Raw genomic sequence first — 24743 nt, 5'->3', positions numbered from 1 at the left:
TGCAACGTTGCAGGGCCTTGTCTACTGTCAGATTCGAGTCGCCAAGTTTCCTGTCATGCTCTGAAAAGCGCAGGAAATACCCATCAACCGCTGAGAAAGGATCATCCGCTGATGGGTGGTCATCGATCTCTGGATCACCAACCACTCCACTTCGCCAATCACAATAACAATGCGAGAACACCATCATGAAGGAAGCGAATGCCAAGGCGTATTGGTCCGCCAATATCAAACTGATCATGGGCTATCTCGTGGTCTGGTTCGTGGTGTCCTATGGATGCGGGATATTGCTGGTGGACGTGCTGAACAACATCCAGTTCTTCGGTTTCAAACTGGGCTTCTGGTTTGCGCAACAGGGGGCGATCTACTTCTTCCTCGCGCTGATCATTCTGTATGCCCGTTCGATGAACAAGCTCGATGAGCGCTTCGATGTTCACGAGCAATGAGTCAGTGACACGCCGGGCACAGGCCGCTCGTCGTGACGCACCGTAGTGTGAATAAGAACAATATGATCGACATCGCCAAGGACACTGCCAATGGATGTTCAACTGCTGACCTATCTCTTCGTTGGCGCATCATTTGCGCTCTATATCGGGATCGCGGTGTGGTCGCGAGCCGGTTCCACCAAGGAATTCTATGTCGCCGGGGGTGGCGTTCACCCCATCGCCAACGGGGCAGCGACCGCCGCTGACTGGATGTCGGCGGCCTCGTTCATCTCGATGGCGGGTATCATCGCCTACGTGGGCTATGACGCCTCCGTCTATCTGATGGGCTGGACCGGCGGCTACGTGTTGCTGGCCATGCTGCTGGCGCCGTATCTGCGCAAGTTCGGCAAGTTCACGGTGCCGGACTTCGTCGGTGACCGTTACTACTCCAGTGTCGCACGCACCGTGGCGGTGATCTGCGTCATCTTCATTTCCTTCACCTATGTCGCGGGCCAGATGCGTGGTACCGGTATCGTCTTCGCGCGTTTCCTCGAGGTGGACGTGAATGTCGGTGTCGTCATCGGCATGGCAATCGTCTTCTTCTATGCCGTTCTGGGGGGCATGAAGGGCATCACCTACACCCAGGTGGCGCAGTACTGCGTGTTGATCTTCGCTTTCCTGGTACCGGCCGTCTTCCTGTCGATCATGATGACGGGCCATGTGCTGCCGCAGACCGGTTTCGGCGGCACCCTGGTGGACGCACAAGGCAACGATACCGGCGTCTATCTGCTCCAGAAACTGGATCAGGTCGTGACGGATCTCGGCTTCCGCGAATACACCGAGGGTTCCAAGTCCACTATTGATGTGTTCTTCATCACGGCCGCGCTGATGTGCGGTACGGCGGGCCTTCCCCACGTCATCGTGCGCTTCTTCACGGTGCCGACGGTCAAGGATGCGCGTATCTCCGCCGGCTGGGCGCTGTTCTTCATCGCCTTGCTCTACACCACTGCGCCGGCCGTGGGGGCCTTTGCACGGGTCAATCTGGTCGAGACCGTCAACGAGACGGCCTATGAGGAGCTGCCGGGCTGGTTCTACAACTGGGAGAACACCGGGCTGATCGGCTGGGTCGACAAGAATGGCGACGGCATCATCCAGATGCGTGGCGGTGACCCCTTCGCGGGCAAGCCGAGCTACGAAGGCAGTGCCGACAGTCAGGCGGCACGCGGTGAGCACGGGCAGCGCCTGGTGAGCAACACGCCCACCGACAATGAGAGCGAGGTCTACATCGACCGCGACATCATCGTGCTGGCCAACCCTGAGATCGGCAACCTGCCGGCCTGGGTCATCGCACTGGTGGCGGCGGGTGGCGTGGCGGCAGCACTCTCGACGGCGGCCGGTCTGTTGCTGGTCATCTCATCGGCCATCTCGCATGACTTGCTCAAGAAGACCTTCAAGCCAGACATCAGCGAGAAGCAGGAGCTGATCGCGGCGCGCATGGCGGCGGCCGTGGCCATCGTGATCGCCGGTTACTTCGGCATCAATCCGCCAGGCTTCGTGGCGCAGGTAGTGGCCTTTGCCTTCGGGCTTGCGGCATCGAGCTTCTTCCCGGTCATCCTGCTGGGGATCTTCTCCAAGCGCATGAACAAGGAAGGTGCCATCGCGGGCATGCTGGTCGGCCTGGTCTTCACCTTCAGCTACATCGTCTACTTCAAGTTCATCTCGCCGGAACTCAACAGTGCCGAGAACTGGTTGCTGGGCGTGTCGCCGGAGGGGATCGGCTCGCTGGGCATGGTGCTCAACTTCGTCGTCGCGGTCATCGTCTGCAAGATGACCCCGCCGCCGCCCGAGCACATCCAGCATATCGTCGAGGACATCCGTGTTCCGCGCGGGGCTGGAACAGCAGTGGATCACTGATTCAGGCAGCAGGGCCTGTTCGCGCAGCACGCAGCATCGGCGCGAACAGGCCCCCGTTTCCCGAAGCCCCGTCTTGCACCTGCAGGCGGGGCCTCGTGGTTTGAGGGCTCGTGCATCGATCAGCGGTGCACGCGCAGAAGGGAGTCGCTGTCATGCAAGCGTCGCTGGTGGATATCGATTTCGAGGAGCCGCCGTTCAGTCTGCTGGGTGAGCGACTTCGGCAACGATTGGCCGAAGGGGTGGATCTTCACTATTTCGAGGCACTGGCGCAGCCGCTGGTGCCGGGGGCCGTCGGTGAGGCGGTCTACATCATTCACAAGGGCGAGGTGGCGGAACTGGCCGCCGATTCGGCACTGCCGGACGCCGCTACGCTCGACAAGGCGCAGCGCGAGGGGCTGGATGCCTGGGTCAGTCTGCGCATTGGTCATTACACCGCGGGGGACCTGTTCGGGGCGCTGACGCTGCTCAACGGCCATTGCCGTACCCGCTTCGTCTGCGAGCAGGAGACGCTGTGCTACCAGCTGCCCGCACAGCTGTTCTTCTCGCTGTGCGACGAGTGTCCTGCCTTCGGCGAGTACTTCCAGCACAGCCTGAGTGACAAGGCGCGACTGCTGGCGGCTCAGCGTGACACCCGTCAGGGCGCGAGTCGCGACCAGGCGGGTTTCATGCTGGCGCGGGTAATGGACTGCATGCGTCCTCCGCTCAAGCTGGCGGCCAGCGCCAGTATCGAGCAGGGGGTCAAGGCCATGCAGGCGGCGGGGGCGGACAGCCTGATCATCACTGTCGAGGGGCGTCAGGGTGTGGTGACACGTACGGACCTGCTCAATGCGCTGGTGATTCAGGGCTTGGCACCCAGCCATCCGCTCGCCTCGCTGGGCAGTTTCGCGCTGGTGGCGGTCACGGCGGAGGAATATCTGTTCCAGGCGCTGGTGCAGATGACTCGACACCGGGTCGCGCGAGTCGTGGTCAAGGAGCGCCTTCTGCCTGCCGCGGCGGTCGTCGGTGTCATCGAGCTGACCGACGTGCTGGGGTTCTTCTCCAATCGCAGTCAGCTGGTGAGTCTCGAGATCGAGCGCGCCTCTGACATGGCGGCGCTTGAGCAGGCCAGTGCGCGTCTGCCGGAAATGGTCAGAACGCTGGCAATGCAGGGAGTCCACATGCGCCATGCGATGGGGCTGTTGAGTGCGCTCAACGGGCGCCTGATCGAGCGCACCTTCGCCATGCTGGTGGAGGAGGAACACCGCGCCTCGAGTTGTCTGATGCTGATGGGCAGCGAAGGGCGCGGAGAGCAGATCCTCAAGACCGATCAGGACAATGGACTGATCATCGCCGATGGCCACCAGTGGCCCGATAACGAGGACACCCTGCAGCACTTCAGTGACGCCCTGGCGGGCCTCGGCTACCCGCCATGCCCGGGAAATATCATGGTCTCCAATCCGGAGTGGGTCGCCACCGAGTCGCGCTGGCGCGGCAAGATCGCGCGCTGGTGCGCCGGGCGCGATGGAGAGGCGTTGATGAATCTGGCCATCGTCTTCGATGCGCGCGCCAGCGGCGGCAATGAAGCACTGGTCGACAGCTTGCGCGGACACCTTGTGCGCCACGCCACGCGTGATGAACTGCTGCTGTCGCACTTCGCGCGCCCGGCGCTGCATTTCTCGACTCCACTGACGCTGTTCGGCTCCTTGCGTTCGCCGCGACACGGTATCGATATCAAGAAGGGCGGCATCTTCCCCATCGTGCATGGCGTTCGCACCATGGCGCTGGAACGTGGAGTGATGGCCACCGGTACCTTCGCGCGGCTTGAGGCGCTGGTCAGTGATGGGCGTATCGAGGCCAGCGACAGCGCCGACCTTGCCGAGGCGCTGTCGCTGTTTGCCGAGTTGCGTCTGCGCCAGCAGCTGCGCCATCTGGATGAGGCTGAACACGGCACGGGCGGGACTCGCGACTCGCGCAATGATGGCCAGGACACGACCGCGGCGGCGCGTGAGGCGGGGAGTCGCAACCTGATCATCACCCAGTCACTGTCCTCGTTGGAGCGTGATCTATTGCGCGATGCCCTGAGCCGGGTCAAGGACTTCAAGCAGCGACTGTCACATCGTTATCACTTGGAATACTGAGCCGGCCTCAAGGCCGAGGGGAGGTGGCATGTTCGAACAACTGAGGCGCGCCAGTGATCGTCGTCGTCATGCGCAGGGAGAGTTCGCCGAGCTCTTTCGTCCCTGGCATGCCGCCGAACGGGGCGGAGAGCGTGTGGCGCTGGATTGCGAGACCACCAGTCTCGATGTCGGCCACGCCGAGCTGGTCTCGCTGGCGGCGGTACGTTTCGATGCGCGCCATATCCATGCCTCCAGCGCCTTGTCGCTCTACCTGCAATGTCCGCAAGGGCTGCAGGGCGACTCGATCCGCATCCATCGCCTGCGCGGTATCGATCTGCATGGCGGAGAAGCGCTGGGGGATGCACTGCGACAGCTGCTGGAGTTCATCGGCAATCGTCCGCTGGTGGGCTGGTGCATCGACTTCGATGTCGCGGTGATCAATCGCCATCTGCGGCCACGCTTCGGCTTTGATCTGCCCAACCAGCGTCATGATCTGGCGCGCGATTACGCCCGGCGCTGCAAGCATGAGCAGCCGGATGCCGCCCCGGACCTGCGTTTCGAGGCGATGGCAGATGCCCTGGGCGTGCCGGTGATCGGTCGTCACAGCGCGCTGGGGGACGCCGTGACCAGCGCGCTGATGGCGCAGCGCCTGATGCAGGCCCCGCTGTCGCCCTCGCTGGCCAGCCAGGCTTGAGCGGGGCTTATGCCAGGGACTTATGTCAGGGGCCTAGGCAGGCGCTGGATGAGTGTCAGGCCCGGTATCAGACGTCTCGTCAGCCGACATCATCCTCAAGGCTATTATTCCAAGGTCTGTTGCCGGAATGTCCAATGGCCCGGCTCACTGCCTTTGTCCACACTGGCAGCCATACGACACGCCCGCTGTGGCGAGAGGTCGACTCTGATTACACGCCAGTGCACTACCGGCCAGCAGTACGGCCAAGCCATGCAGGATGCAAGACCGAGCAGCTTAGATAACCATAATGAAGCGGCGACAGCGAGCAAAGGCCATGCGTGATACGGACCTGCTGTCAGCCAGCCTCTGTCAGGCCTGAGGACGGAATCATTCTCTTCAGGATCGTCATCACTGCGCCAGGTGATGACTGTCGGGCCTCGGGCATCCGCTCGGGGCCCGGCTTCAGATAAGGCATCCGCCCGCGATTGCCTTCCTTATGACTCAGGGGTACTTGCCCACGAGGTGCGACATGCTGATCGCGACCAATACACTGTTGATTCTTGGCCTGGCCATCGTGCTGCTTGCCTACGGCCTCTATATCCGCCGGACTCAGGACATGCGCGGTGTGCTGATGTTCTGGTCACGCAAGCTTGCGCTCACTGCGCTTGAATTCAGACTGCAACGCTTCGGTATCCTCGTGATGCTGGGCGGGGTGGTGATCCGCTATCTGGAAGTGCTGCGCCTGTTCTAGTCTGCGCGGTCTTCCTGCAAGCGCCGTTGCTCCCCACGGCGCATGCCACACGCCAACGCCCGCTGACTGCGGGCGTTGGCGTATCTTGCGTCGGCGCCACGCCACTTGGTCTGACAGGGGCAGACCCCGCCTGAAGCAAGCTGCCTCTGTGACCGTCTACTAGCCAATGCTAGACTGTGCGCCCTTCCAAACTGCCAGCCTGATGCCCCATGTTCACACCCGATAGCGAGCTTTCGTCCAGCCCCACTGATGCGGCCACTGCCAAGCGCGAACTGAACAAGTTGCAGAAGCGCCTGCGGCGCAATGTCGGTAACGCCATCACCGATTACGGCATGATCCGTGATGGCGACAAGGTGATGGTGTGTCTGTCCGGGGGCAAGGATTCCTACACCATGCTGGATATCCTGATGAACCTGCAGCGCAATGCGCCGGTGCAGTTCACGCTGGTGGCAGTGAATCTCGATCAGAAACAGCCCGGCTTCCCGGAACATGTGCTGCCGGCATGGCTCGAGTCGGTGGGCGTCGAGTATCACATCCTTGAGCGCGACACCTATTCCATCGTCAAGGAGAAGGTGCCGGAGGGCAAGACGACCTGCGGGCTGTGCTCGCGTCTGCGTCGCGGCTCGCTGTATGGCTTCGCCACCGAGATCGGCGCGACCAAGATCGCCCTCGGCCACCACCGCGATGACATCCTCGAGACGCTGTTCCTGAACATGTTCTTCGGTGGCAAGCTCAAGACGATGCCGCCCAAGCTGCTCTCCGATGACCAGCGCCATATCGTGATTCGCCCGCTGGCCTACTGCCGTGAGTCCGATATCGAGGCCTATTCCAGCGCGCGCGAGTTTCCTATCATCCCCTGCAACCTGTGCGGCTCGCAGGAGAATCTGCAGCGTCAGGTGGTCAAGGAGATGCTGCAGGACTGGGAGAAGAAGCATCCGGGGCGGCTGGAAACGATGTTCCATGCCGTCACCTCGGTGGCGCCTTCACATCTGGCAGACCGCGACCTGTTCGATTTCGCCGGCCTGGATGAGCAGCGTGACCGCTTCCAGGCATCGCGCATCGATGCATTGGACATGAGTTCCGAGCAGGCCGGCATGGCCGATGATCTGTTCGAGGCCGAGCGCCGCGTCAAGCCGCTGGCCGGCTCGGCGGCCTCGCTGGGGCATGAGCTGTAAGCCACACTCGACTGGCCATCGTCAGACATCATGAACGCCACCTCGCTTGCGGGGTGGCGTTCTGCATTTCAGGCGGTCACTCTCCCTCTCGGCGTTGATGGCTGGCACACCTGGCGTGAGTCAGGGTTGAAGGCCCGCGACCATTGTCGTCTCGCTTGCTGGCGCGACAGTCCGCATGCTTTGGTCATGTCAGGTGACTGAAGGGCAGGGAGGCGGCGATGGACAATGATGTGGACAGTGACGAGCGCGGCAATGGCCAGCAGGGCCAGCGACTGGCGGCGACCGTGTTGCATGGGTTTGATGAATATCGATCACGCTTCAAGCAGATTTCCAGTGATGCGCGGCGCCGCTTCATCGAGGCCGACTGGCGTGAGGCACAGCAGGCCTCTGCCGCGCGCATCAACCTCTATGACGAGAAGGTAGCTGCCACCATGGAGCGGCTGGAACGTGCTTTCGAGCCCCACCGCCTGTGCGAGTGCACCCTGTGGGGCGAGGCCAAGCGGCAGTACATGGCGCTGATCGATCAACGCCTCGATTACAAGCTGGCCGAGACCTTCTACAACTCCATCTTCTGCAGCGTGTTTTCCCATCGCCACATCCGCGATGACTGGATGTTCGTCTCGCCATCCCGCCAGGGGCCGGCACGCCATTCCGGCTTGAGCATCAGCCATCGTGTTCCGGTCGAGGGTGGCTGGGCCGGTGCACTCGAATCCGTGCTCAACGAGGCGCCGCTGGGGATCGCCTTCGAGCACCAGGGGCGCGATGTGACGCTGGGCGCCGAGATGTTGCTCGCGACGCTGCCTGAGGCGGTGCGCGATGCGCCGGACGCTGCCTTCGAGATGCTGCGCAGCGTCTTCTATCGCAACAAGGGCGCCTATCTGGTCGGGCGCATCGAGGGAGGTGGCCAGACCCTGCCGCTGGTGTTGCCGGTGCTGCATACCGAGCGCGATGGCGTCTATCTGGACACCGTGATCATCGAGCCGGAGGAGGTCTCGATCATCTTCTCCTTCACGCGGGCCTACTTCCAGGTCGAGATCGAAGTGCCCAGCGAGGTGGTCGGGTTCCTGCAGACCCTGATGCCCGAGAAGCCCATCGGCGAGCTGTACGCCGCCATCGGCTTCTACAAGCATGGCAAGACCGAGCTGTTCCGCGGCCTCAACCAGCATGTGGCGAGTCGCTCCGATCGGTTCATCATCGCGCCCGGCGTGCGCGGCATGGTGATGGCGGTCTTCGTGCTGCCCAGTTACCGGCTGGTGTTCAAGCTGATCAAGGACCGCTTCGCCCCCGGCAAGGACATGAGTCGTGATCAGGTGCGCGAGAAGTACCGTCTGGTCAAACGCCATGATCGTGTCGGGCGACTGGCCGATACGCAGGAATTCTCGAACTTCACCGTCGGCAAGGACCACTTCGACCCGGCCTGTCTCGAAGAGCTGCTGGAGGTGTGCAGTTCCTCGATCAGCCTGCGCGGCAACAAGGTGCTGATCCGACACTGCTATACCGAGCGCATGATGACGCCGCTCAACCTGTATCTCGAGGAGTGTGACGCCGAGGAAACCCGCGCGGTGCTCAATGATTATGGCAATGCGATCAAGCAGCTGGCTGCCGCTGATATCTTCCCCGGCGACATGTTGCTCAAGAACTTCGGCGTCACGCGCCACGGGCGGGTGGTCTTCTATGACTACGACGAGATCAGCTACCTGACCGAGTGCAACTTCCGTGAGATTCCCGAGGCACGTTACCCTGAGCAGGAACTGGCCAGCGAGCCCTGGTATTCGGTGGGGCCCAACGACATCTTCCCCGAGGAGTTCGGCCCCTTCCTGTTTGCCGACCTCCAGCTGCGCAAGCTGTTCTACGAGCTGCATCCCGAGATCTTCCAGGCCAGCTGGTGGCGTGGCCTGCAGGACGCCATCGCGCAAGGGCGCGTGATCGATGTCTATCCCTATCGCAACAAGCGTCGCTTTGGAGTCGATCGCAGTCAGGACTTCATCGATGACTGAGTGTGGTCGCCATGCCCGCTGTTCGAACCTGTCCAACGCCAGAGAGAGTGCTAGATGAGTGAAGGCTTCAAGGACCCCGGTGCACGCCATGGACGCCATCTGGTCGTGTTGAGTGGCGCCGGCATCAGTGCCGAGAGCGGCCTGCGCACCTTCCGCGCCGAGGATGGCCTGTGGGAAGAGCATCGTCTGGAAGATATCGCGACGCCGCAGGCATTCCGACGTGACCCCCAGCAGGTGCTGCGCTTCTACGATGATCGCCGCATCCAGGTGCGTCGCGCCAGGCCCAACGCGGCCCACAAGGCGCTGGCTGAGCTGGAGCAGCACGGCTTTCGCGTCTCGGTCATCACCCAGAACATCGACGACCTCCACGAGCGAGCAGGCTCGCGCGAGGTCGTGCACCTGCATGGCGAGATTCTCAAGGCGCGCTCCAGCGTCGACCACGGCCTGCGCTATCCCTTGCCGCGTGGCGGCATTCGCCTCGGGGACCTGTGTGACAAGGGCAGTCAGCTGCGTCCTGACGTGGTGTGGTTCGGTGAGGCGGTGCCGCTCTATACGGTCGCCGAGGAGATCGCCGCCGAGGCGGATCTGCTGTTGATCGTCGGCACCTCGCTCAAGGTCATGCCGGCGTCCAACCTCTATGCAGCAGCTCCGCTGGACGCCCCCATCGTGCTGGTAGACCCCAATGCCGATGAATTGGCCGAGCCCGGCGTGCTGCCGCTGGCCGAAAGTGCCGGTCAGGCGGTACCGAGGCTTGTGCGCCATTGGTTGTATCAGGGCCACCTGGGGCTGCCTGATACGTTATGATGCGCGCCTTCAGGCCTGCCATGGGAGGCGGGCCAGCAATTTCCGGGAAATCGATGCCCCGGGCGACCGAAAAGTGAAAAGCATGTTCGAGACGCTGAATCGTTTCTTCCCCTTGTGGGCGCTGGTATTTGCCGGCATCGCCGTGGTGGCTCCGACGCCGTTCGTGGCGCTCAAGGGCACCATTCAGCCTCTGCTGGCGCTGATCATGTTCGCCATGGGCCTGACCCTGTCGCGTGACGACTTCATACGCGTGGCACGTCGCCCCGGCCCGATCGCGCTCGGATTGCTGCTGCAATATAGCGTGATGCCGCTGGCCGCCTTCCTGATCGCACGCCTGCTGGGGCTGGACCCGGCGCTGGCGGTGGGCATGGTGCTGGTCGGCGCCACGGCAGGGGGGACCTCCTCCAACGTGATGACCTGGCTGGCCGGCGGACATGTGGCGCTATCGGTCTCGATGACCATGGCCTCGACGCTGCTCTCCATCGTGATGACGCCGCTGCTGACCTGGTGGCTGCTGGGCACCGATATCAACGTGCCGGTCAGCGGCATGCTGCTGAGCATCGCCAAGCTGGTGGTCGCCCCCATCGTGCTCGGCGTGGTCGTGCACCACTTCGCGCGAGATCTGATCCGCGAGTGGGAGTCGGCACTGGCGAGTCTGGCCATGTTGGCCATCGTGCTGATCATCGCCATCGTGGTCTCGCTCAACGTCGGGCGCCTCGCCACGCTGGGCCCGCTGGTCGCGCTGGCGGTCGTGGCACACAATGCCATCGGCCTGAGCGCAGGCTATGGCCTGTCGCGTCTGTTCGGGCTGGATGAACGCACTTCGCGCACCATCGCCATCGAGGTCGGTATGCAGAACTCCGGCCTGGCGGCGTCACTGGCCAGTCAGTTCTTCTCCGCCACGGCGGCGCTGCCGGGGGCGATCTTCTCAATCTGGCACAACGTCTCGGGGTCGCTGCTGGCAGGCTACTGGAAGCGTCGTCCGCCCAGGTTCGTGACCGGCAGCAAGCACCGCTACGAGGTCTGATCCCGCGAATCGGCAGCCTGAGTTGCGACAGAAGAATGGGAGAAAGGGACGCGCATGCTAGAATGCGCGTCCCTTTTTCTTTGGTTCTGACTGCTCATCATGTGTGATTCCCGCCCCCCGCCGGCTGATGGCGACGATATCGCCGCCTGTGCGCCTCACTCTGTTTCCGCTGTCGTCTCCAGCGTCGATGGCGACGCTGTGGCAACCGATACCGTCGCGCCAGGCGAAGGCAGTGGCATCACCACGCTGCCCAGTGGCGAGCCTGAGGCGTGGCACGGGCGGCATCCACGCCGCGAGTTCAAGGCACGTGGCAGTCAGGTGATTCGCTGTGAGGCGTGCCGTCTGCCCAGGCTCAATTGCCTGTGTCCGTATCAGGTCACCGCCGAATCGCGGATCAAGTTCTGGCTGATCACCCATCCGCTGGAACATTACAAGCCGACCAATACCGGGCGTCTGATCTCGGATGTGCTGGCGGGCACCGAGGTCTTCAGCTGGTATCGCGTCGAGCCGGACCCGCGCCTGCTGGCGCTGCTGGAAGATGAGCGCTATCAGCCCTTCATCATCTTCCCGGATGACCAGCCCGACTACGCCGACCGCGTGGTCGACGTGAATGCCATCGCCGGCGTCGGCGCCGATGTGGCGACGCATACTGCCAGCGGCGAGGCGCGCGTTCCGGTGTTCATCCTGCTGGATGGTACCTGGCGTCAGGCTCGGCGCATCTTCCGAAAGAGTCCGTATCTGGACGGCTTGCCGGTGTTGCCATTGCACACCACGCGTCTGACGCGCTATCACCTGCGCAAACCGGCGTCCCAATCACATCTGTGTACGGCGGAGGTGGCGGCGGAGCTGTTGCGTCAGGCCGGAGAGGAGGAGGCGGCCAGCGTGCTGGATGATTACTTCGATGCCTTCAACGACTGCTATCGTGCCAGTCGTATCCACTATGTGCTGGAGCCGACCGCGCCGATGCGCCGCCTGCTGGCGCGCCGTGACGCCACTACCGGCGAGTCATAGTCGAAGCAATGCAATACAAACGCCCCCGTCGGAGTGCTCCGACGGGGGCGTTTGTATTCAGGGCGCCGCTCCCGGCCTTCTGGCGGCTGTCAGCGCCGCCAGAAGGCCGGCGTGAACAGCACCAGGATGGTGAAGATCTCCAGACGCCCCAGCAGCATGGCGAGGATCAGGATGCCCTTGGCGGCCCCCGGGATATCGCCGTAGTGGGTCGCGACCTCACCCAGTCCCGGCCCCAGGTTGTTGAGCGCCGAGCCGACCGCAGACCACGCCGTCACCTGGTCAAGCCCGGTGGCCAGCATGCCCAGCATCATCAGCACGAACAGCATCAGGTACACGGAGAAGAAGCCCCATACCGCCTCAGCCACACCCTCGGAGATGCGCATCTTGCCGACCTTGACCGACAGGATGGCATTGGGGTGGATCAGACGATGGATCTCGCGCACGCCCTGCTTGAGGATCAGCAGGATGCGGATGACCTTCATGCCGCCACCGGCGGACCCGGAACAGGCGCCGATGAAGGCGGCGATGAACAGCATCATCGGCAAGACGCCCGGCCAGCCGGTGAAATCGGCGACACCGAAGCCGGTGGTGGTGGCGACCGAGACGGCCTCGAACAGGCCGTGGCGCAGCGCCTTGCTGTCATCGTAGCTGCCGGTGAGCAGCAGGCCGGCGATGGTGACGCAGGTCAGGATCAGCAGCAGGATCAGGAAGAAGCGCGTCTCCGGGTCGCGCAGATAATGACTGATGCGACCCTCGCGCCAGGCGGCGAAGTGCAGGCCGAAGCTGATCGAGGACACCACCATGAAGAACACGCAGATCATCTCGATGCTGGCGGAATCGAAGTAGCCGATACTGGCATCGTGGGTCGAGAAGCCGCCGACCGCGACGGTCGAGAAGCTGTGGCCCAGGGCATCGAACCAGCTCATGCCGGCCGCCCAGTAACTGGCGAAGCACACCAGCGTCAGCGCGGCGTAGATGTACCACAGCGCCTTGGCCGTCTCGGTGATGCGCGGCGTCAATTTGGAGTCCTTCAGCGGGCCGGGAATCTCGGTGCGGTAGAGCTGCATGCCGCCGATGCCGAGTGTCGGCAGGATCGCCACCGCCAGCACCACGATCCCCATGCCGCCCAGCCATTGCAGCTGCTGGCGGTAGTAGAGGATGGAGTGAGGCAGCAGATCGAGTCCCGTCATCACCGTGGCGCCGGTGGTGGTGAGTCCCGAGAACGACTCGAACATGGCATCGATGATGGTCAGGTTCGGGTCTTCGGCGAGCAGGAAGGGCAGCGAGCCGAAGGCTCCCAGCACGGTCCAGAACAGCACCGTGATCAGGAAGCCATCGCGGTTGCGCAATTCCTTGCGGGCATGCCGATTGGGGTAGAAGAGCGCGAAACCGGTCAGCAGGGTGATGCCCATTGCCACGGCGAAGGCGCTCAGGGTGTCGTCCTCGAAGACCCTCGAGATCAGCATCGGCGGCACCAGCGTCAGGCTGAACAGCATCAGCAGGATACCGAGGATGCGAGAGATCACGCGTAGACTCATGCGGCGCCTCCCTGAGAGAGGCGCAGCGTGGCGAGGCCACCGAGTGACAGTCGGTGCGGGTGCGGGGCGGTAGTCATTGAGGCCGGCATCAGAAGAAGGTCAACCCGACCTGGAACAGACGCTCCACCTCGCGGATGCGACGCTTGTCGACCACGAACAGGATGACGTGGTCGTTGGACTCCACCACCAGGTCATGATGCGCCACCAGCACTTCCTTGCCGCGTACCACGGCACCGATGGTGGTGCCCTCCGGCAGGTTGATATTCTCTATGCGCCGACCTACCACCTTGGAGGAACGCTCATCGCCGTGGGCGATGGCCTCGATGGCCTCCGCCGCACCACGGCGCAGCGAATGGACATTGACGATGTCACCCTTGCGCACGTGGGTCAGCAGCCCGCCGATGGTCGCCTGCTGGGGTGAGATGGCGATGTCGATCTCGCCGCCCTGCACCAGGTCCACGTAGGCCGCGTTGTTGATCAGCGTCAGCACCTTCTTGGCACCGAGTCGCTTGGCCAGCATCGACGACATGATGTTGACCTCGTCGTCGTTGGTCAGCGCGCAGAAGATGTCGCAATCCTCGATGTTCTCCTCCAGCAGCAGACGCTTGGAGGTGGCGCTGCCGTGCAGGACCACGGTGCGATCGAGGCGCTCGGAGAGGTTGGTGCAACGCGCCAGCGAGTGCTCGATGATCTTGACCTGATGGCTGTGCTCCAGCGTCTCGGCCAGACGCTCACCGATATGGCCGCCACCGGCGATCACCACACGGCGGAAGTTGCGATCGACGCGTCGCAGCTCGCCCATCACGGTACGGATGTCCTTGCGTGCCGCGATGAAGAACACCTCATCATCGGCTTCGATCACGGTGTCACCGCGCGGGATGATCGGACGGTTGCGACGATAGATGGCGGCGACGCGGGTATCCACGTTGGGCATGTGACGACGCAGGAAACCGAGCTCCTGACCGACCAGCGGCCCGCCGTAATAGGCCTTTACCGCGACCAGCTGGGCGACGCCATTGGCGAAGTCGAGCACCTGCAAGGCGCCGGGGTACTCGATCAGGCGGCGGATGTGGTCCGTCACCACCTGCTCGGGGCTGATCAGTACGTCGACCGGGATGGCGTCGTGCGAGAACAGGCCCTTGCGGGTCAGATAGGCGGTCGAGCGCACACGCGCGATCTTGGTCGGCGTGTGGAACAGGCTATGGGCGATCTGACAGGCGATCATGTTGACCTCGTCAGAGTTGGTCACCGCGATCAGCATGTCGGCATCCTCGCCACCCGCCTGCCGCAGGATCTGCGGATAGCTCGCCGGCCCCGTGACCGTGCGGATGTCGAGTCGGTTGTGCAGCTCGCGCAGCCGTTCGCTGTCGGTATCCACCACCGTGATGTCATTTTCTTCATGGGCCAGATGTTCGGCGAGCGTTCCGCCGACCTGACCTGCACCCAGAATGATGATTTTCATGTCCGGCTCGTCCGCTGTTGCTCAGTCGGCACAGGATAAACCAGTGCCAGGACGGAAGACAGCCGCGCCCCGAGAGTCGGGGCGCGGCTGTCCGGGAATGTCAGGCGTGGCGTCTCATGTCATCACGGACGTCGCGCCGACACGGCTCGCCTGGCTGTGATCAGGCGCTGGCCTTGGTGATGTGGGCCAGGTAGAAGCCGTCGTGGCCATTGACCTGCGGCAGCATCTGACGGCCAGCACCGGAGACACGGCCCCAGTCGGCCTTGATGGTCTCGGCCTTGGCGTCCGGTGTCGCGGCCAGGAAGCGGTCCATCACGCGGGCGTTTTCCTGGGTGATGATGGAGCAGGTGCCGTAGACCAGGGTGCCGCCGGGCTTGAGCATGCCCCACAGATTGGCCAGCAGCTTGCCCTGCAGGCGCGCCAGATCGCCGATGTCGTTCGGGCGACGCAGCAGCTTGATGTCCGGGTGACGACGGATGACGCCACTGCCGGAGCAGGGCGCGTCGAGCAGGATGACGTCGAAGGCTTCGCCGTCCCACCAGTCGCGTTCGCTGGCATCGGCACACACGACGCCGGCACCCAGCTCCAGACGCTCCAGCGTCTCTTCCACGCGCTCGAGGCGCTCGCCGTCTATGTCGATGGCGGTGGCGTCCAGGCCCGGGAAACGCTCCAGCATGTCCGCCAGCTTGCCGCCCGGCGCGGTGCAGGCATCCAGCAGGCGCACGCCTTCCCCTTCGGCGTTGATGGCCGTGACGGCCGGTGCCAGCAGCTGACCGGCCAGCTGTGCCGCTTCATCCTGCACGCTGACCAGACCTTCTTCGAAGCCTGGCAGGGCGCTGACATCGCAGGCGCTGGTCAGGGTGATGCCGTGCTCGGCGAACGGGCAGGCCACGCCCTCGATCTCGGCTTCCGCCAGCTGGGCGAGGTAGTCATCGCGGCTGATGGCGGAGACATTGACGCGCAGTGTCATCGGCGCCTGGGCGTTGTTGGCCTCGGCGATGGCCTGCCAGTCGTCCGGCCAGTTGCGCTGGAAGGTATCCAGCAACCACTGGGGGTGGGACAGGGCGACGGCGGGGTCCTTGTCGACCTCGGCTTCCAGCGCTTCCTGCTCGCGCTGGAAGCGACGCAGGCAGGCGTTGAGAACGCCGGTGGCCCAGCTCTTGCCCAGACCACGGGCGGCGCCTGCGGTCTCACCGACGGCAGCGTGCGGGGCGATGCGCATGTACAGAAGCTGATAGAGGCCGAGCAGCAGCAGGGCATGGATGTCCTGATCCTGTGACTTGAAGGAGGACTTCAGCAGCTTGCCCGCCAAGGCATCCAGACGCGGCAGCTGACGGCAGACGCCGAAGCACAGTGCCTTGTAGAGCCCCTGATCACGCCCGGCGACGCCAGACGGCAGGCTGTCCAGGTTCAGCGAGGTGCGCGCGGCCAGCACCGGGGCCAGCGTCCGCGCGGCCGCGACACGCACCGCAGCGCCTGGCGAGGCCGGTGCATTGTCAGGCTTGCGACGGGCGCCGCCATGCTTCTGAGCGCCGCCCTTGCTGCGGGCCGGCGGCAGGGAGTTGCGCTTCTTGCCGTTGCCCTTGGAGGACGGGTTGTCTGACTGGCTCATGCGGAAGTCTCGGTCTGGGAATCGGTATCTGGGGCGTGATCTGCGCCGAGGACGAGGCCCTCGGGGAAGCGCGCAGCACGGGAATTGAACAGGTCCTTGACGGACAGCGGCTTGGCGCCGGGCAGCTGGGCGCTGGTGATCTCGAGCACCTCATGGCCATCACCGCAGGCGATGCGCAGGCAGTCCTTGCCGGGCGCCAGCAGGGTGCCGGGCGTCACGCTGTCCGCGAGGCGTTGCTCGCTGGTGCGAGAAATCCACAGGCGCAGCGGTTCGCCCGCAAGGCGTGTCCAGGCTACCGGCCACGGATTGAAGGCGCGGATGCGCGCGTCCAGCTCGGCGGCAGGGCGGGTGAAATCGAGCTCGGCCTCGGCCTTGGAGAGCTTGGCGGCGTAGGTCACGCCGTCTTCCGGCTGGCGGGTCGCGGGCAGTTCGCCAGCGGCGATGGCGTCGAGGGCCGTGACGATGGCCTCGCCACCCTGGGCCGCCAGCGCATCGTGCAGCTCGCCACCGGTGGTGCTGGCAGTGATCGGAGTACGGCGGATCAGCAGCATGTCACCGGTGTCCAGGCCGGCATCCATCTGCATGATGGTGACGCCGGATTCGCTGTCACCGGCTTCGATGGCACGCTGGATCGGCGCGGCACCGCGCCAGCGCGGCAGCAGAGAGGCGTGGATGTTCAGACAGCCCAGACGCGGGATATCGAGCACCGCCTGCGGCAGGATCAGCCCGTAGGCCACCACCACCATGATGTCGGCCTCGAGGTCGCGCAGAATCTGGCGATCGGACTCGTCCTTGAAGTTGAGCGGCTGATGGACAGGGATATCATGCTGGAGTGCCAGCTGCTTGACGGGGCCCGGAGTCAGCTTGCGACCACGGCCGGAGGGGCGATCAGGCTGGGTGTGGACACTGATGATCTCGTGGCGACTGCCCAGCAGGGCGGACAGACATTCGGCGGCGAAATCGGGGGTGCCGGCAAAGGCGATGCGCAGGGCTTTCGACATGTGCTATGACTCATGTAGGAGCACGGAGGCGGCGGTGCTCAAGGTGCTGACGGTTGCGGCAGGACGCTCAGCGCGACAGGCGCGGCTGATGGACCCGTAACCGCACGAAGGCCGAGGGCATCCCCTCGGCCTTCGTGCGGTGCCGCCATGCGCTCAATATCGGCCGTGTGGCCGAGCGTGAGGGATCAGGCTTCTTGCAGCTTGTGGCGTTTCTGCATCTTCTTCATCACCCGATCACGCTTGAGCGGGGAGAGGTAGTCGACGAACAGCTTGCCTTGCAGGTGGTCGTGCTCGTGCTGGATGCAATGTGCCAGCAGCCCATCGGCTTCCAGTTCGTAGGCATCGCCATTGCGGTCCTGAGCCTTGAGCCGTACCTTCAGATAGCGCGGGACTTCGGCATAATATTCAGGAATCGACAGGCAGCCTTCCTGCATCGGTTGCTGTTCATCACCGATCGGGGTGTATTCCGGGTTGATCAGCACCAGCGGCTGGGACTGATCTTCGCTGACGTCAATGACGATGAGACGGCGATGCTCGTCGACCTGTGACGCGGCGAGGCCGATGCCACGGGCGTCATACATGGTCTCGATCATGTCGTCGATCAGGGTCTGCAGCTCGGCGTCGATCGTGTCGATCGGGGCGGCAACGTTGCGCAGACGCTCATCAGGGAATTCAAGGATTTCGCGTTTGGCCATGGCTGGTGTAATTACCGTTGTGCTGTCAGAAAGGATTTGCCTGATATTGTAGTGTGCGCAAGCGAGGAACGGAACCGAATGCCGTCAATGCTGCTACTATCGCGGCAATAGTCAGGATTGATATGACATGGCGATGGGCAGGGGCAGCAGCCACCAGGCGCGGGGCAGAGCGGGTCTGCGCGGTGCGGAGTTCAGAACAAGACCATCACCACCGAGCGATGGGTGGCAATAACGCAAGGGACGCAGGAATGGGCATGAAACGACTGGTCGGCAATGCCGTCTTAACGGCACTCCTCGGCATGGCGACGCTGGGGGCAAGTGCAGGGATGTCGCTGGCACAGGCAGCAACCGTGCGTGATGACGTACCTTCCACCTATGTGGTGGTGCGTGGCGATACGCTCTGGGACATCTCCGGACGCTTTCTGCGTGAGCCCTGGCTGTGGCCGGAAGTCTGGCGCGCCAATCCGCAGATAAAGAATCCGCACCTGATCTATCCGGGCGATCGCATCTCGCTCTACTACGAGAATGGTGAGCCACGTCTGCGCCTGGAGCGCGGCCAGGGTGGTGTCGTCAAGCTGTCTCCCCAGATTCGCAAGATTCCCAAGCGCGAGGCGGTGCCGCCGATTCCGCTGGAGAAGATCTCGGCCTTCCTGAAAGAGCATCGCGTGATTGACCCGGCGCTGCTCACCGATGCGCCCTATATCGTGGCCGGGGATGACACCCGCCTGATCAGCGGCGCCGGCGATACCATCTATGCCCGCGGCAACTGGTCCTCCAATGACACCTACAGCGTCTACCGCAAGGGGCAGCGCTATCTGGACCCGGACACCCAGGAGTTTCTGGGGCTGGAGATGATCAGCATCGGCGACATCAAGCTTGAGCGCCGCGAAGGTGATATCGGCGTGCTGCGCGTGCTGTCGGCCAATCGCGAGATTCTCAATGGTGATCTGTTGCTGCCGGCGGACGGTGGTGCGATCACCACCAGCTTTCAGCCGCAGCCGCCCGAAGAAGATGTGGGCGGCGTCATTCTCGCGGCCCCCGATGGACTGCGCAACATCGGTCGCAATGACATCGTGGCGCTCAACCGCGGCAGCCGTGAAGGCGTCCAGCCGGGGTACGTCTTCGGTATCGAGCGCCGTGGCGAGACGATCACCGACCCCGTGACCGGTGAGCCGATCACCCTGCCCGGTGAGGAAGGTGGCCTGGTGATGGTATTTCGCATCTACGACAAGGTCAGCTACGCGCTGGTGATGCAGGCAGCACGTCCCTTGAGCGTCGGTGACAAGCTGCTGGAGCCCCACGGCTGATCGAAAGCCTCTGTCACCCGCAAGCATCGGCGTGGTGAAACGCCTTGTGGTGCTGAAGCGAACAACCAGAGAGAGTCAATAATCCGCTCGGGAGGTGTGGCGTGTCGATCGATGTCGAACAACGCGGCCCCTCGCGGGCGGATTTCGTCTTTCTGGCGCGCCTGCCGGGCTTTGGCACGCATACCGCGGCCAAGCTGCGTGAGCGGGCCGACTGGCCGCAGGGCTGGCTGGCCGTACTGCCGCCACGCCTGGCGGCACCGCTGCGCCTTTGGTGCGAGCGCCCCGAATCCTCGCCGCTCTATCAGCAGGTGATGACAGACCTTGCCTGGCATGCGCCGGCGCAGGGCTATCACCTGCTCACCCCCGCTGACCCCGAGTGGCCAGCCATGCTTGATACCCTGCCGGACCCGCCGTTGGCGCTCTGGGCGCTGGGGCGGCAGTCGCTGCTTGAGTTGCCCATGCTGGCTATCGTCGGCGCGCGCAAGGCGAGCCAGGCAGGCCTGCGGCATGCGCATGACTTCGCGGCTGAGCTGATCTCTCGTGGCTGGAGTGTCGCCAGTGGGCTGGCACTCGGGGTCGATGCCGCGGCGCATCAGGGGGCCCTTGCGGCGTCAGCGCGCCTCGGCGCACACGACTATGCGGCCAGTCCCTCGACGCTGGCGGTGCTCGGTTGTGGGGTCGATGTGGTCTATCCCGCCCAGCATCATCACCTTCGCCAACGGCTGCTGGAGGGTGGCGGCCTGCTGCTCTCGGAGCACCCGCCTGGCACCGGCGCGCATGCGCGTCATTTCCCACGCCGCAATCGGCTGATCACCGGTCTGTCACTTGGCGTGCTGGTGGTCGAAGCCACGCTGCGCAGTGGCTCACTGGTCAGTGCCCGGCTGGCGATGGAGCAGAATCGCGAGGTGTTCGCGCTGCCGGGACGCATCGATGACATCACCGCCAGCGGTTGTCTGGAGCTGATCCGTCAGGGGGCGACGCTGGTACGCGACGTCGATGACATGCTGGCGGAGCTCGAGCACCTGCTGCCGGCGCACTCGACCGAGCCGCCGTCAGCGCAGGCCAGGGTGGCGTCATCCACACAGTCCGCTGCCGTCTTTACGGGCTCACTCTCAACCCCTCGCTCAGCTAATCGTTCAGCCACCCGCGACGCTGAATCGTCACTGCCCCTGCCATCGCTCGAGATGCCAGTCTTGCAGGCAGCCACGCCGCCTGTGAGTCAGGAGGCGGCGCCGCTATGCTTTCTGGGGGCGGTGCCACTGGCGCTGGACAAGCTGGTCGAGCTGAGTGGCACCTCGGTCAGCGAGCTGAGCATGCAGTTGCTGGAACTGGAGCTCGAGGGGCGAGTCATGCAGGCGCCGGGTGGCTGGAAGCGGCTCTGAGGTTCTTAGCCAAGGTCGCCGTCCTGACATTGGTGATCTGAGGTTGCCGGCCTGGCAGTGTTGATCCGAGAGGCCGGCACCCTGAACTCATTTGCCCTGGCTGACCATGCCGCTCTCGGGCTGCCAGGCATTGAGCGCCGCATCACGCATGGCGCGCTTCTCGTGCTCACTGGCACCCCAGTTGCCATCGTAGAGCACGCCTTCCCACTCGCCGTAGGTCGGATTCGGCAGCAGTACGAAGCGACGGCCGAACTGATCCGCCTGGCGGGCGACCTCGGCATTACGTGCGCGGGTGGTGGACTGCTGGAAGGCCTGATCGAAATCGCCGAGGTTATCGCCCATCAGCAGCGCGATGTCATGCTCGGCCGTGACCCGCGCGCGACGCGCGGTCTTGTCGGAGCTGTCGGTGCGCGGCATCACGTGCTCGGCATTGGCCTGCGGGAAGCCGAGCGCGGCAAGATTGGCGATGGTGGCCTGCTTTCCGGCCGCCTTGCGGTTGGTGATGTAGTAGACATCGACGCCGCTTTCGTGAGCGTAGTTAAGGAAGTCGACGGCGCCCGGTGAAGCCGTGGAGACGGCATCATCCACCCAGTCAGCCCAGCTCTGGCTGTCATAGGTGCGGCCTTCACGCAGCGCCCAGCCACCGTAGCTGGTGGTGTCGAGCACGGTATCGTCGACATCGACCACCACGGCCAGCGGCTTGTCCTGTGCTTGGCGACGCGCCAGCGCCAGATTCAGGCGGTCGTGGGCCACGTTGAAGGCCTGCAGTGACAGGGCATGAAACTCCGCGCTGCGCTGTATCCACAGGGTCGCCAGCATGGCCTGGTCGCTCAAGGGCGCCTGCGCCGCGGCATCCTGCAGCGGGGCAGGGCGTGGCGCCGGCGCTGTCGGTGTCTGGGTGCCAGAGCTGGCACAGCCTGCCAATGCCAGCAGTAGAGCGGCTGAGGTGGTCAGTGAGAAAGCGCGACGCATGGATCACATCCTTGTCTGAAGAAAAGAGGGAGGGAAAGTGGGGGAAACGCCACCAGGCCCGGCGCTGAAGACTGTCCAGCAAAGTGTCCAAATGATCTCGATAGTCTTTTGAAACAAGCCTTTGCGTCAGTTTCGCAATACCCTGAGGGCGATGGACCCATTCATCATGCCGTGAACTGGGCGGTGCGCCTATGCCACCCCGGCGCGACGCCGTGTTGCGTCGATGTGCAGCGTCGGTCTCGCGCCGGTGAGCGTGCTAGAATCGCCGCCATCGTGTTGCCGCAGCTAGGAGTTCGAGCAGATCATGAATGTCAGTGATGTTTCGCTGGATCAGCGTGCCCTCGACGGCGCCGCTGCCTGTCTTCGCAATGGGGGCATCGTTGCTTATCCCACCGAGGCCGTCTGGGGGCTGGGGTGTGATCCCGATGATGGTGAGGCCTTGGCACGGTTGATCAAGCTCAAGTCCCGTGACGCCGCCAAGGGCCTGATCCTGATCGCCGGTGATATCGCTCAGCTGGAACCTTGGTTGGCGGGAGTTACCGTCGAGCAGCGTGAGCAGCTGCTGGCCAGCTGGCCCGGGCCCTATACCTGGTTGGTGCCTGACAATGGCCGTGCGCACCCCTTGCTGCGCGGTGAGCACGTCAGCCTGGCCGTGCGCGTGACCGATCATCCGCTGGTCCGGGCATTGTGCGCCGCCTTCGGTGGCCCGCTGGTGTCGACCTCGGCCAACCGCGCCGGCGAGTCGCCTGCCATGACTGCAGACGAGGTGCGTGACGCCTTCGGCGACGCGCTGGTCAATGACGTGATCCTCGAGGGGCCGCTCGGTGGCAACCCGCGACCCAGCACCATTCGTGATCTCGCGACCGGCAAGGTACTACGCGCCTGAGCAGCAGGATCGCCGCTCGGGTTGATCCAGATCAGTGCCGCGTCATCCAGGTGCCCAATAGGGGTATCTTCCGGCCTGCCGAGCGTAGCGTGTCGCGGTAAGCTGGTAGTTCACCGCCAGCAGCGGCCAACGACGGGTGTCGCCCCGTCATCATTCATTCCCGTTCTACCGGAGGCATCGTGGCCCACGCCAATCTCGAAGACGTCAAGGTCTACCTGCTCGATCTGCAAGACCGCCTGTGCGAGGCACTGCAAGCCTGCGATGGCCAGGCAAGTTTCCGTGAAGACAGCTGGGAGCGTGCCGAGGGCGGCGGTGGTCGCTCACGAGTCATCGAGAATGGCGGCGTCTTCGAGAAGGGTGGCGTCAATTTCTCGCATGTCTTCGGGCATGAATTGCCGGCTTCCGCGACGGCGGTGCGTCCGGAGCTGGCCGGTCGCAGCTTCCACGCCGTCGGGGTCAGCTGGGTGTTGCATCCGCACAACCCGCACGTGCCGACCAGCCATGGCAATGTGCGCTTCTTCATCGCCGAGAAGGAGGGCGAAGCGCCGGTATGGTGGTTCGGGGGCGGCTACGATCTGACGCCGTTCTACCCGCATGAAGAAGACGCGCGTCACTGGCACCAGACGGCCTATGATGCCTGCATCGCCTTCGGCAGTGATGTCTATCCGCGCTACAAGGCCTGGTGTGACGAGTACTTCTACCTCAAGCATCGCGACGAGACGCGGGGCGTGGGTGGCCTGTTCTTCGATGACCTCAACGAGTGGGGCTTCGAGCGCTGTTTCGCCTTCCAGCAATCCGTCGGCGACAGCTTCCTTGAGGCGTATCTGCCCATCGTCGAGCGCCGCCGCGAGACGGCCTATGGTGAGCGTGAACGCAACTTCCAGCTCTATCGCCGCGGGCGCTACGTGGAGTTCAACCTGGTCTGGGACCGTGGCACGCTGTTTGGCCTGCAGAGCGGCGGACGTACCGAGTCGATCCTGATGTCGATGCCGCCGGTGGTGCACTGGGAGTACGGCTACGAGCCCGAGGAAGGCAGTACCGAAGCGGTGTTGTATCGCGACTTCCTGCATGCCCGCGACTGGCTGGGCGAAGAGGCCTGATCGCCACATTGACCTGACGCTTTTCTGTGATTGCCCCGGAGTCCTGATGTCCCGTTACGCTGTATTCGGCAACCCGATTGCCCACTCGAAATCCCCGTTGATCCATCGCTCCTTCGCTGAGCAGCTCAAGGACTCCCTGAGTTATGAGGCACGATTGGCGCCGGTCGATGACTTCGCGGCCGGATGGGCCGAGTTCGTCGCCGAAGGTGGCCAGGGGGCGAATGTCACCATGCCCTTCAAGGAGCAGGCCTTCCGGCTGGTCGATGTGCTGAGTCCGCGTGCCCGACGCGCCGGCGCCGTCAATACGCTGATGCTCGGCAAGACGGGGCAGCTGTACGGCGATACCACCGATGGTGTCGGCCTGACCCGTGATCTCGAGCGTCTCGAGGCGCCGCTCAAGGGGGCGCGCATCCTGATTCTCGGCGCGGGGGGCGCCGTGCGTGGTGTGCTGGAGCCCCTGCTGGCCAAGCAGCCGGCGGCATTGGTGATCGCCAATCGCACCGCTGCCAAGGCCAGTGCGCTGGCCGAGGACTTCGCTGACCTGGCGGGAGAAGGCTGCCAGTTGTCCGGCGGCAGTTATGCGGCCATCGAGGGCCCGTTCGATCTGGTCATCAATGGCACCAGCGCATCGCTGGGCGGCGAGCTGCCGCCGTTGCCGGATTCGCTGTTCTCTCCGCAGGCGCTCGCCTACGACATGATGTATGCCGCCGAGCCGACCGTCTTCATGCGCTGGGCCAGCGAGCGCGGTGCGCGGGTCGAGGATGGTCTCGGCATGCTGGTGGAGCAGGCGGCCGAATCCTACTTCCTGTGGCGTCACAAGCGACCGGAGACGGGGCCGGTGGCGGGCATGTTGCGCAGGTTGCTGGCGGAGGGGTGAACCGCGTGGGCTTGCCAGGCGTGCACGTCGTTTCAGACGGC

21 protein-coding genes are annotated in these 24743 nt (G+C 64.0%); 15 read left to right on the top strand and 6 right to left on the bottom strand.

The features are described 5' to 3' along the window. The first annotated feature begins 185 nt into the window (after positions 1–185). The 10 genes from AC5WNI_RS14390 (at position 186) to AC5WNI_RS14345 (ending at position 11870) form a co-directional block, all read left to right on the top strand. Positions 186–443 carry a DUF4212 domain-containing protein gene (locus tag AC5WNI_RS14390; protein ID WP_043333789.1) on the top strand — a complete coding sequence of 86 codons (258 nt, stop codon included), beginning with the start codon at positions 186–188 and terminating at the stop codon, positions 441–443. Between the two features lie 90 nt (positions 444–533). Beyond that, entirely contained in the window at positions 534–2336 is a 1803-nt protein-coding gene (locus AC5WNI_RS14385; protein ID WP_175089117.1) for a sodium:solute symporter family protein, read from the top strand. A 152-nt stretch (positions 2337–2488) separates the two neighbouring features. After that, entirely contained in the window at positions 2489–4453 is a 1965-nt protein-coding gene (locus AC5WNI_RS14380) for a DUF294 nucleotidyltransferase-like domain-containing protein (RefSeq protein WP_487885993.1), read from the top strand. Positions 4454–4481: 28 nt separating this feature from the next. Beyond that, positions 4482–5126, top strand: a complete 645-nt coding sequence (locus tag AC5WNI_RS14375) for a 3'-5' exonuclease (RefSeq protein ID WP_175089118.1) — start codon at positions 4482–4484, stop codon at positions 5124–5126. A 508-nt stretch (positions 5127–5634) separates the two neighbouring features. Then, positions 5635–5856 carry a hypothetical protein gene (locus AC5WNI_RS14370; RefSeq protein WP_175089119.1) on the top strand — a complete coding sequence of 74 codons (222 nt, stop codon included), beginning with the start codon at positions 5635–5637 and terminating at the stop codon, positions 5854–5856. Positions 5857–6065: 209 nt separating this feature from the next. Then, complete coding sequence (gene ttcA, locus AC5WNI_RS14365; RefSeq protein WP_175089120.1) at positions 6066–7031, top strand: tRNA 2-thiocytidine(32) synthetase TtcA; 966 nt, start codon at positions 6066–6068, stop codon at positions 7029–7031. Positions 7032–7249: 218 nt separating this feature from the next. Continuing rightward, complete coding sequence (gene aceK, locus AC5WNI_RS14360) at positions 7250–9028, top strand: bifunctional isocitrate dehydrogenase kinase/phosphatase (RefSeq protein WP_175089121.1); 1779 nt, start codon at positions 7250–7252, stop codon at positions 9026–9028. Between the two features lie 54 nt (positions 9029–9082). Further along, positions 9083–9832, top strand: a complete 750-nt coding sequence (locus AC5WNI_RS14355; protein ID WP_175089122.1) for an SIR2 family NAD-dependent protein deacylase — start codon at positions 9083–9085, stop codon at positions 9830–9832. 82 nt (positions 9833–9914) lie between these two features. Beyond that, positions 9915–10859 (top strand): bile acid:sodium symporter family protein, encoded by a 945-nt coding sequence (locus AC5WNI_RS14350; protein ID WP_175089123.1) that lies wholly within the window; start codon positions 9915–9917, stop codon positions 10857–10859. A 99-nt stretch (positions 10860–10958) separates the two neighbouring features. Next, a complete protein-coding gene (locus tag AC5WNI_RS14345) occupies positions 10959–11870 on the top strand; it encodes a tRNA-uridine aminocarboxypropyltransferase (protein ID WP_175089124.1) in 912 nt (303 codons plus the stop codon). Positions 11871–11959: 89 nt separating this feature from the next. Here AC5WNI_RS14345 and AC5WNI_RS14340 read toward each other — a convergent pair whose 3' ends face one another. From AC5WNI_RS14340 to def, 5 genes are all read right to left on the bottom strand, one after another. After that, on the bottom strand, positions 11960–13408 hold the full coding sequence (locus tag AC5WNI_RS14340; protein ID WP_043333794.1) for a TrkH family potassium uptake protein: 1449 nt from the start codon (positions 13406–13408) through the stop codon (positions 11960–11962). A gap of 88 nt (positions 13409–13496) precedes the next feature. Further along, a complete protein-coding gene (gene trkA / locus AC5WNI_RS14335; protein WP_175089125.1) occupies positions 13497–14870 on the bottom strand; it encodes a Trk system potassium transporter TrkA in 1374 nt (457 codons plus the stop codon). Between the two features lie 160 nt (positions 14871–15030). Beyond that, positions 15031–16482, bottom strand: a complete 1452-nt coding sequence (gene rsmB, locus AC5WNI_RS14330; RefSeq protein WP_175089126.1) for a 16S rRNA (cytosine(967)-C(5))-methyltransferase RsmB — start codon at positions 16480–16482, stop codon at positions 15031–15033. Further along, entirely contained in the window at positions 16479–17483 is a 1005-nt protein-coding gene (gene fmt / locus AC5WNI_RS14325) for a methionyl-tRNA formyltransferase (RefSeq protein WP_175089127.1), read from the bottom strand. The genes rsmB and fmt overlap by 4 nt, the downstream gene beginning before the upstream one ends. Positions 17484–17668: 185 nt before the next feature. Continuing rightward, positions 17669–18178, bottom strand: coding sequence for a peptide deformylase (gene def / locus AC5WNI_RS14320; RefSeq protein WP_043333797.1), 510 nt, complete (start codon positions 18176–18178; stop codon positions 17669–17671). 254 nt (positions 18179–18432) lie between these two features. Here def and AC5WNI_RS14315 point away from each other — a divergent pair, with 254 nt between their 5' ends. Together AC5WNI_RS14315 and dprA are read left to right on the top strand one after the other, a co-directional pair. Beyond that, positions 18433–19485: a LysM peptidoglycan-binding domain-containing protein gene (locus AC5WNI_RS14315; RefSeq protein ID WP_175089128.1), complete on the top strand. Its 1053-nt coding sequence runs from the start codon at positions 18433–18435 to the stop codon at positions 19483–19485. Between the two features lie 101 nt (positions 19486–19586). Then, the gene (gene dprA, locus AC5WNI_RS14310) at positions 19587–20867 is read left to right on the top strand and encodes a DNA-processing protein DprA (RefSeq protein WP_282627729.1); all 1281 of its coding nucleotides are present in this window, start codon (positions 19587–19589) and stop codon (positions 20865–20867) included. An 87-nt stretch (positions 20868–20954) separates the two neighbouring features. Here dprA and AC5WNI_RS14305 read toward each other — a convergent pair whose 3' ends face one another. Further along, positions 20955–21839 (bottom strand): 5'-nucleotidase, lipoprotein e(P4) family, encoded by an 885-nt coding sequence (locus tag AC5WNI_RS14305; protein ID WP_175089129.1) that lies wholly within the window; start codon positions 21837–21839, stop codon positions 20955–20957. Between the two features lie 304 nt (positions 21840–22143). On the opposite strand from AC5WNI_RS14305, the gene tsaC reads away from it, so the two are divergent. The 3 genes from tsaC (at position 22144) to aroE (ending at position 24702) form a co-directional block, all read left to right on the top strand. Next, positions 22144–22725, top strand: coding sequence for an L-threonylcarbamoyladenylate synthase type 1 TsaC (gene tsaC, locus AC5WNI_RS14300; protein WP_175089130.1), 582 nt, complete (start codon positions 22144–22146; stop codon positions 22723–22725). Positions 22726–22904: 179 nt separating this feature from the next. Continuing rightward, on the top strand, positions 22905–23825 hold the full coding sequence (gene hemF, locus AC5WNI_RS14295) for an oxygen-dependent coproporphyrinogen oxidase (RefSeq protein ID WP_175089131.1): 921 nt from the start codon (positions 22905–22907) through the stop codon (positions 23823–23825). Between the two features lie 43 nt (positions 23826–23868). Next, positions 23869–24702, top strand: coding sequence for a shikimate dehydrogenase (gene aroE / locus AC5WNI_RS14290; RefSeq protein WP_175089301.1), 834 nt, complete (start codon positions 23869–23871; stop codon positions 24700–24702). The last annotated feature ends 41 nt before the right edge of the window (positions 24703–24743 follow it).

Source organism: Cobetia sp. PDI-12MA (assembly GCF_059507695.1).
Note: the sequence above shows the minus strand (reverse complement) of the source record. Positions and strands in the feature narration are given on the sequence as shown.

Bases quoted from the DNA above. Each gene is read 5' to 3' on its own strand.
- AC5WNI_RS14390 (WP_043333789.1), top strand. From the start codon at position 186: ATGAAGGAAGCGAATGCCAAGGCGTATTGGTCCGCCAATATCAAACTG.
- AC5WNI_RS14385 (WP_175089117.1), top strand. From the start codon at position 534: ATGGATGTTCAACTGCTGACCTATCTCTTCGTTGGCGCATCATTTGCG.
- AC5WNI_RS14380 (WP_487885993.1), top strand. From the start codon at position 2,489: ATGCAAGCGTCGCTGGTGGATATCGATTTCGAGGAGCCGCCGTTCAGT.
- AC5WNI_RS14375 (WP_175089118.1), top strand. From the start codon at position 4,482: ATGTTCGAACAACTGAGGCGCGCCAGTGATCGTCGTCGTCATGCGCAG.
- AC5WNI_RS14370 (WP_175089119.1), top strand. From the start codon at position 5,635: ATGCTGATCGCGACCAATACACTGTTGATTCTTGGCCTGGCCATCGTG.
- ttcA (WP_175089120.1), top strand. From the start codon at position 6,066: ATGTTCACACCCGATAGCGAGCTTTCGTCCAGCCCCACTGATGCGGCC.
- aceK (WP_175089121.1), top strand. From the start codon at position 7,250: ATGGACAATGATGTGGACAGTGACGAGCGCGGCAATGGCCAGCAGGGC.
- AC5WNI_RS14355 (WP_175089122.1), top strand. From the start codon at position 9,083: ATGAGTGAAGGCTTCAAGGACCCCGGTGCACGCCATGGACGCCATCTG.
- AC5WNI_RS14350 (WP_175089123.1), top strand. From the start codon at position 9,915: ATGTTCGAGACGCTGAATCGTTTCTTCCCCTTGTGGGCGCTGGTATTT.
- AC5WNI_RS14345 (WP_175089124.1), top strand. From the start codon at position 10,959: ATGTGTGATTCCCGCCCCCCGCCGGCTGATGGCGACGATATCGCCGCC.
- AC5WNI_RS14340 (WP_043333794.1), bottom strand. From the start codon at position 13,408: ATGAGTCTACGCGTGATCTCTCGCATCCTCGGTATCCTGCTGATGCTG.
- trkA (WP_175089125.1), bottom strand. From the start codon at position 14,870: ATGAAAATCATCATTCTGGGTGCAGGTCAGGTCGGCGGAACGCTCGCC.
- rsmB (WP_175089126.1), bottom strand. From the start codon at position 16,482: ATGAGCCAGTCAGACAACCCGTCCTCCAAGGGCAACGGCAAGAAGCGC.
- fmt (WP_175089127.1), bottom strand. From the start codon at position 17,483: ATGTCGAAAGCCCTGCGCATCGCCTTTGCCGGCACCCCCGATTTCGCC.
- def (WP_043333797.1), bottom strand. From the start codon at position 18,178: ATGGCCAAACGCGAAATCCTTGAATTCCCTGATGAGCGTCTGCGCAAC.
- AC5WNI_RS14315 (WP_175089128.1), top strand. From the start codon at position 18,433: ATGAAACGACTGGTCGGCAATGCCGTCTTAACGGCACTCCTCGGCATG.
- AC5WNI_RS14305 (WP_175089129.1), bottom strand. From the start codon at position 21,839: ATGCGTCGCGCTTTCTCACTGACCACCTCAGCCGCTCTACTGCTGGCA.
- tsaC (WP_175089130.1), top strand. From the start codon at position 22,144: ATGAATGTCAGTGATGTTTCGCTGGATCAGCGTGCCCTCGACGGCGCC.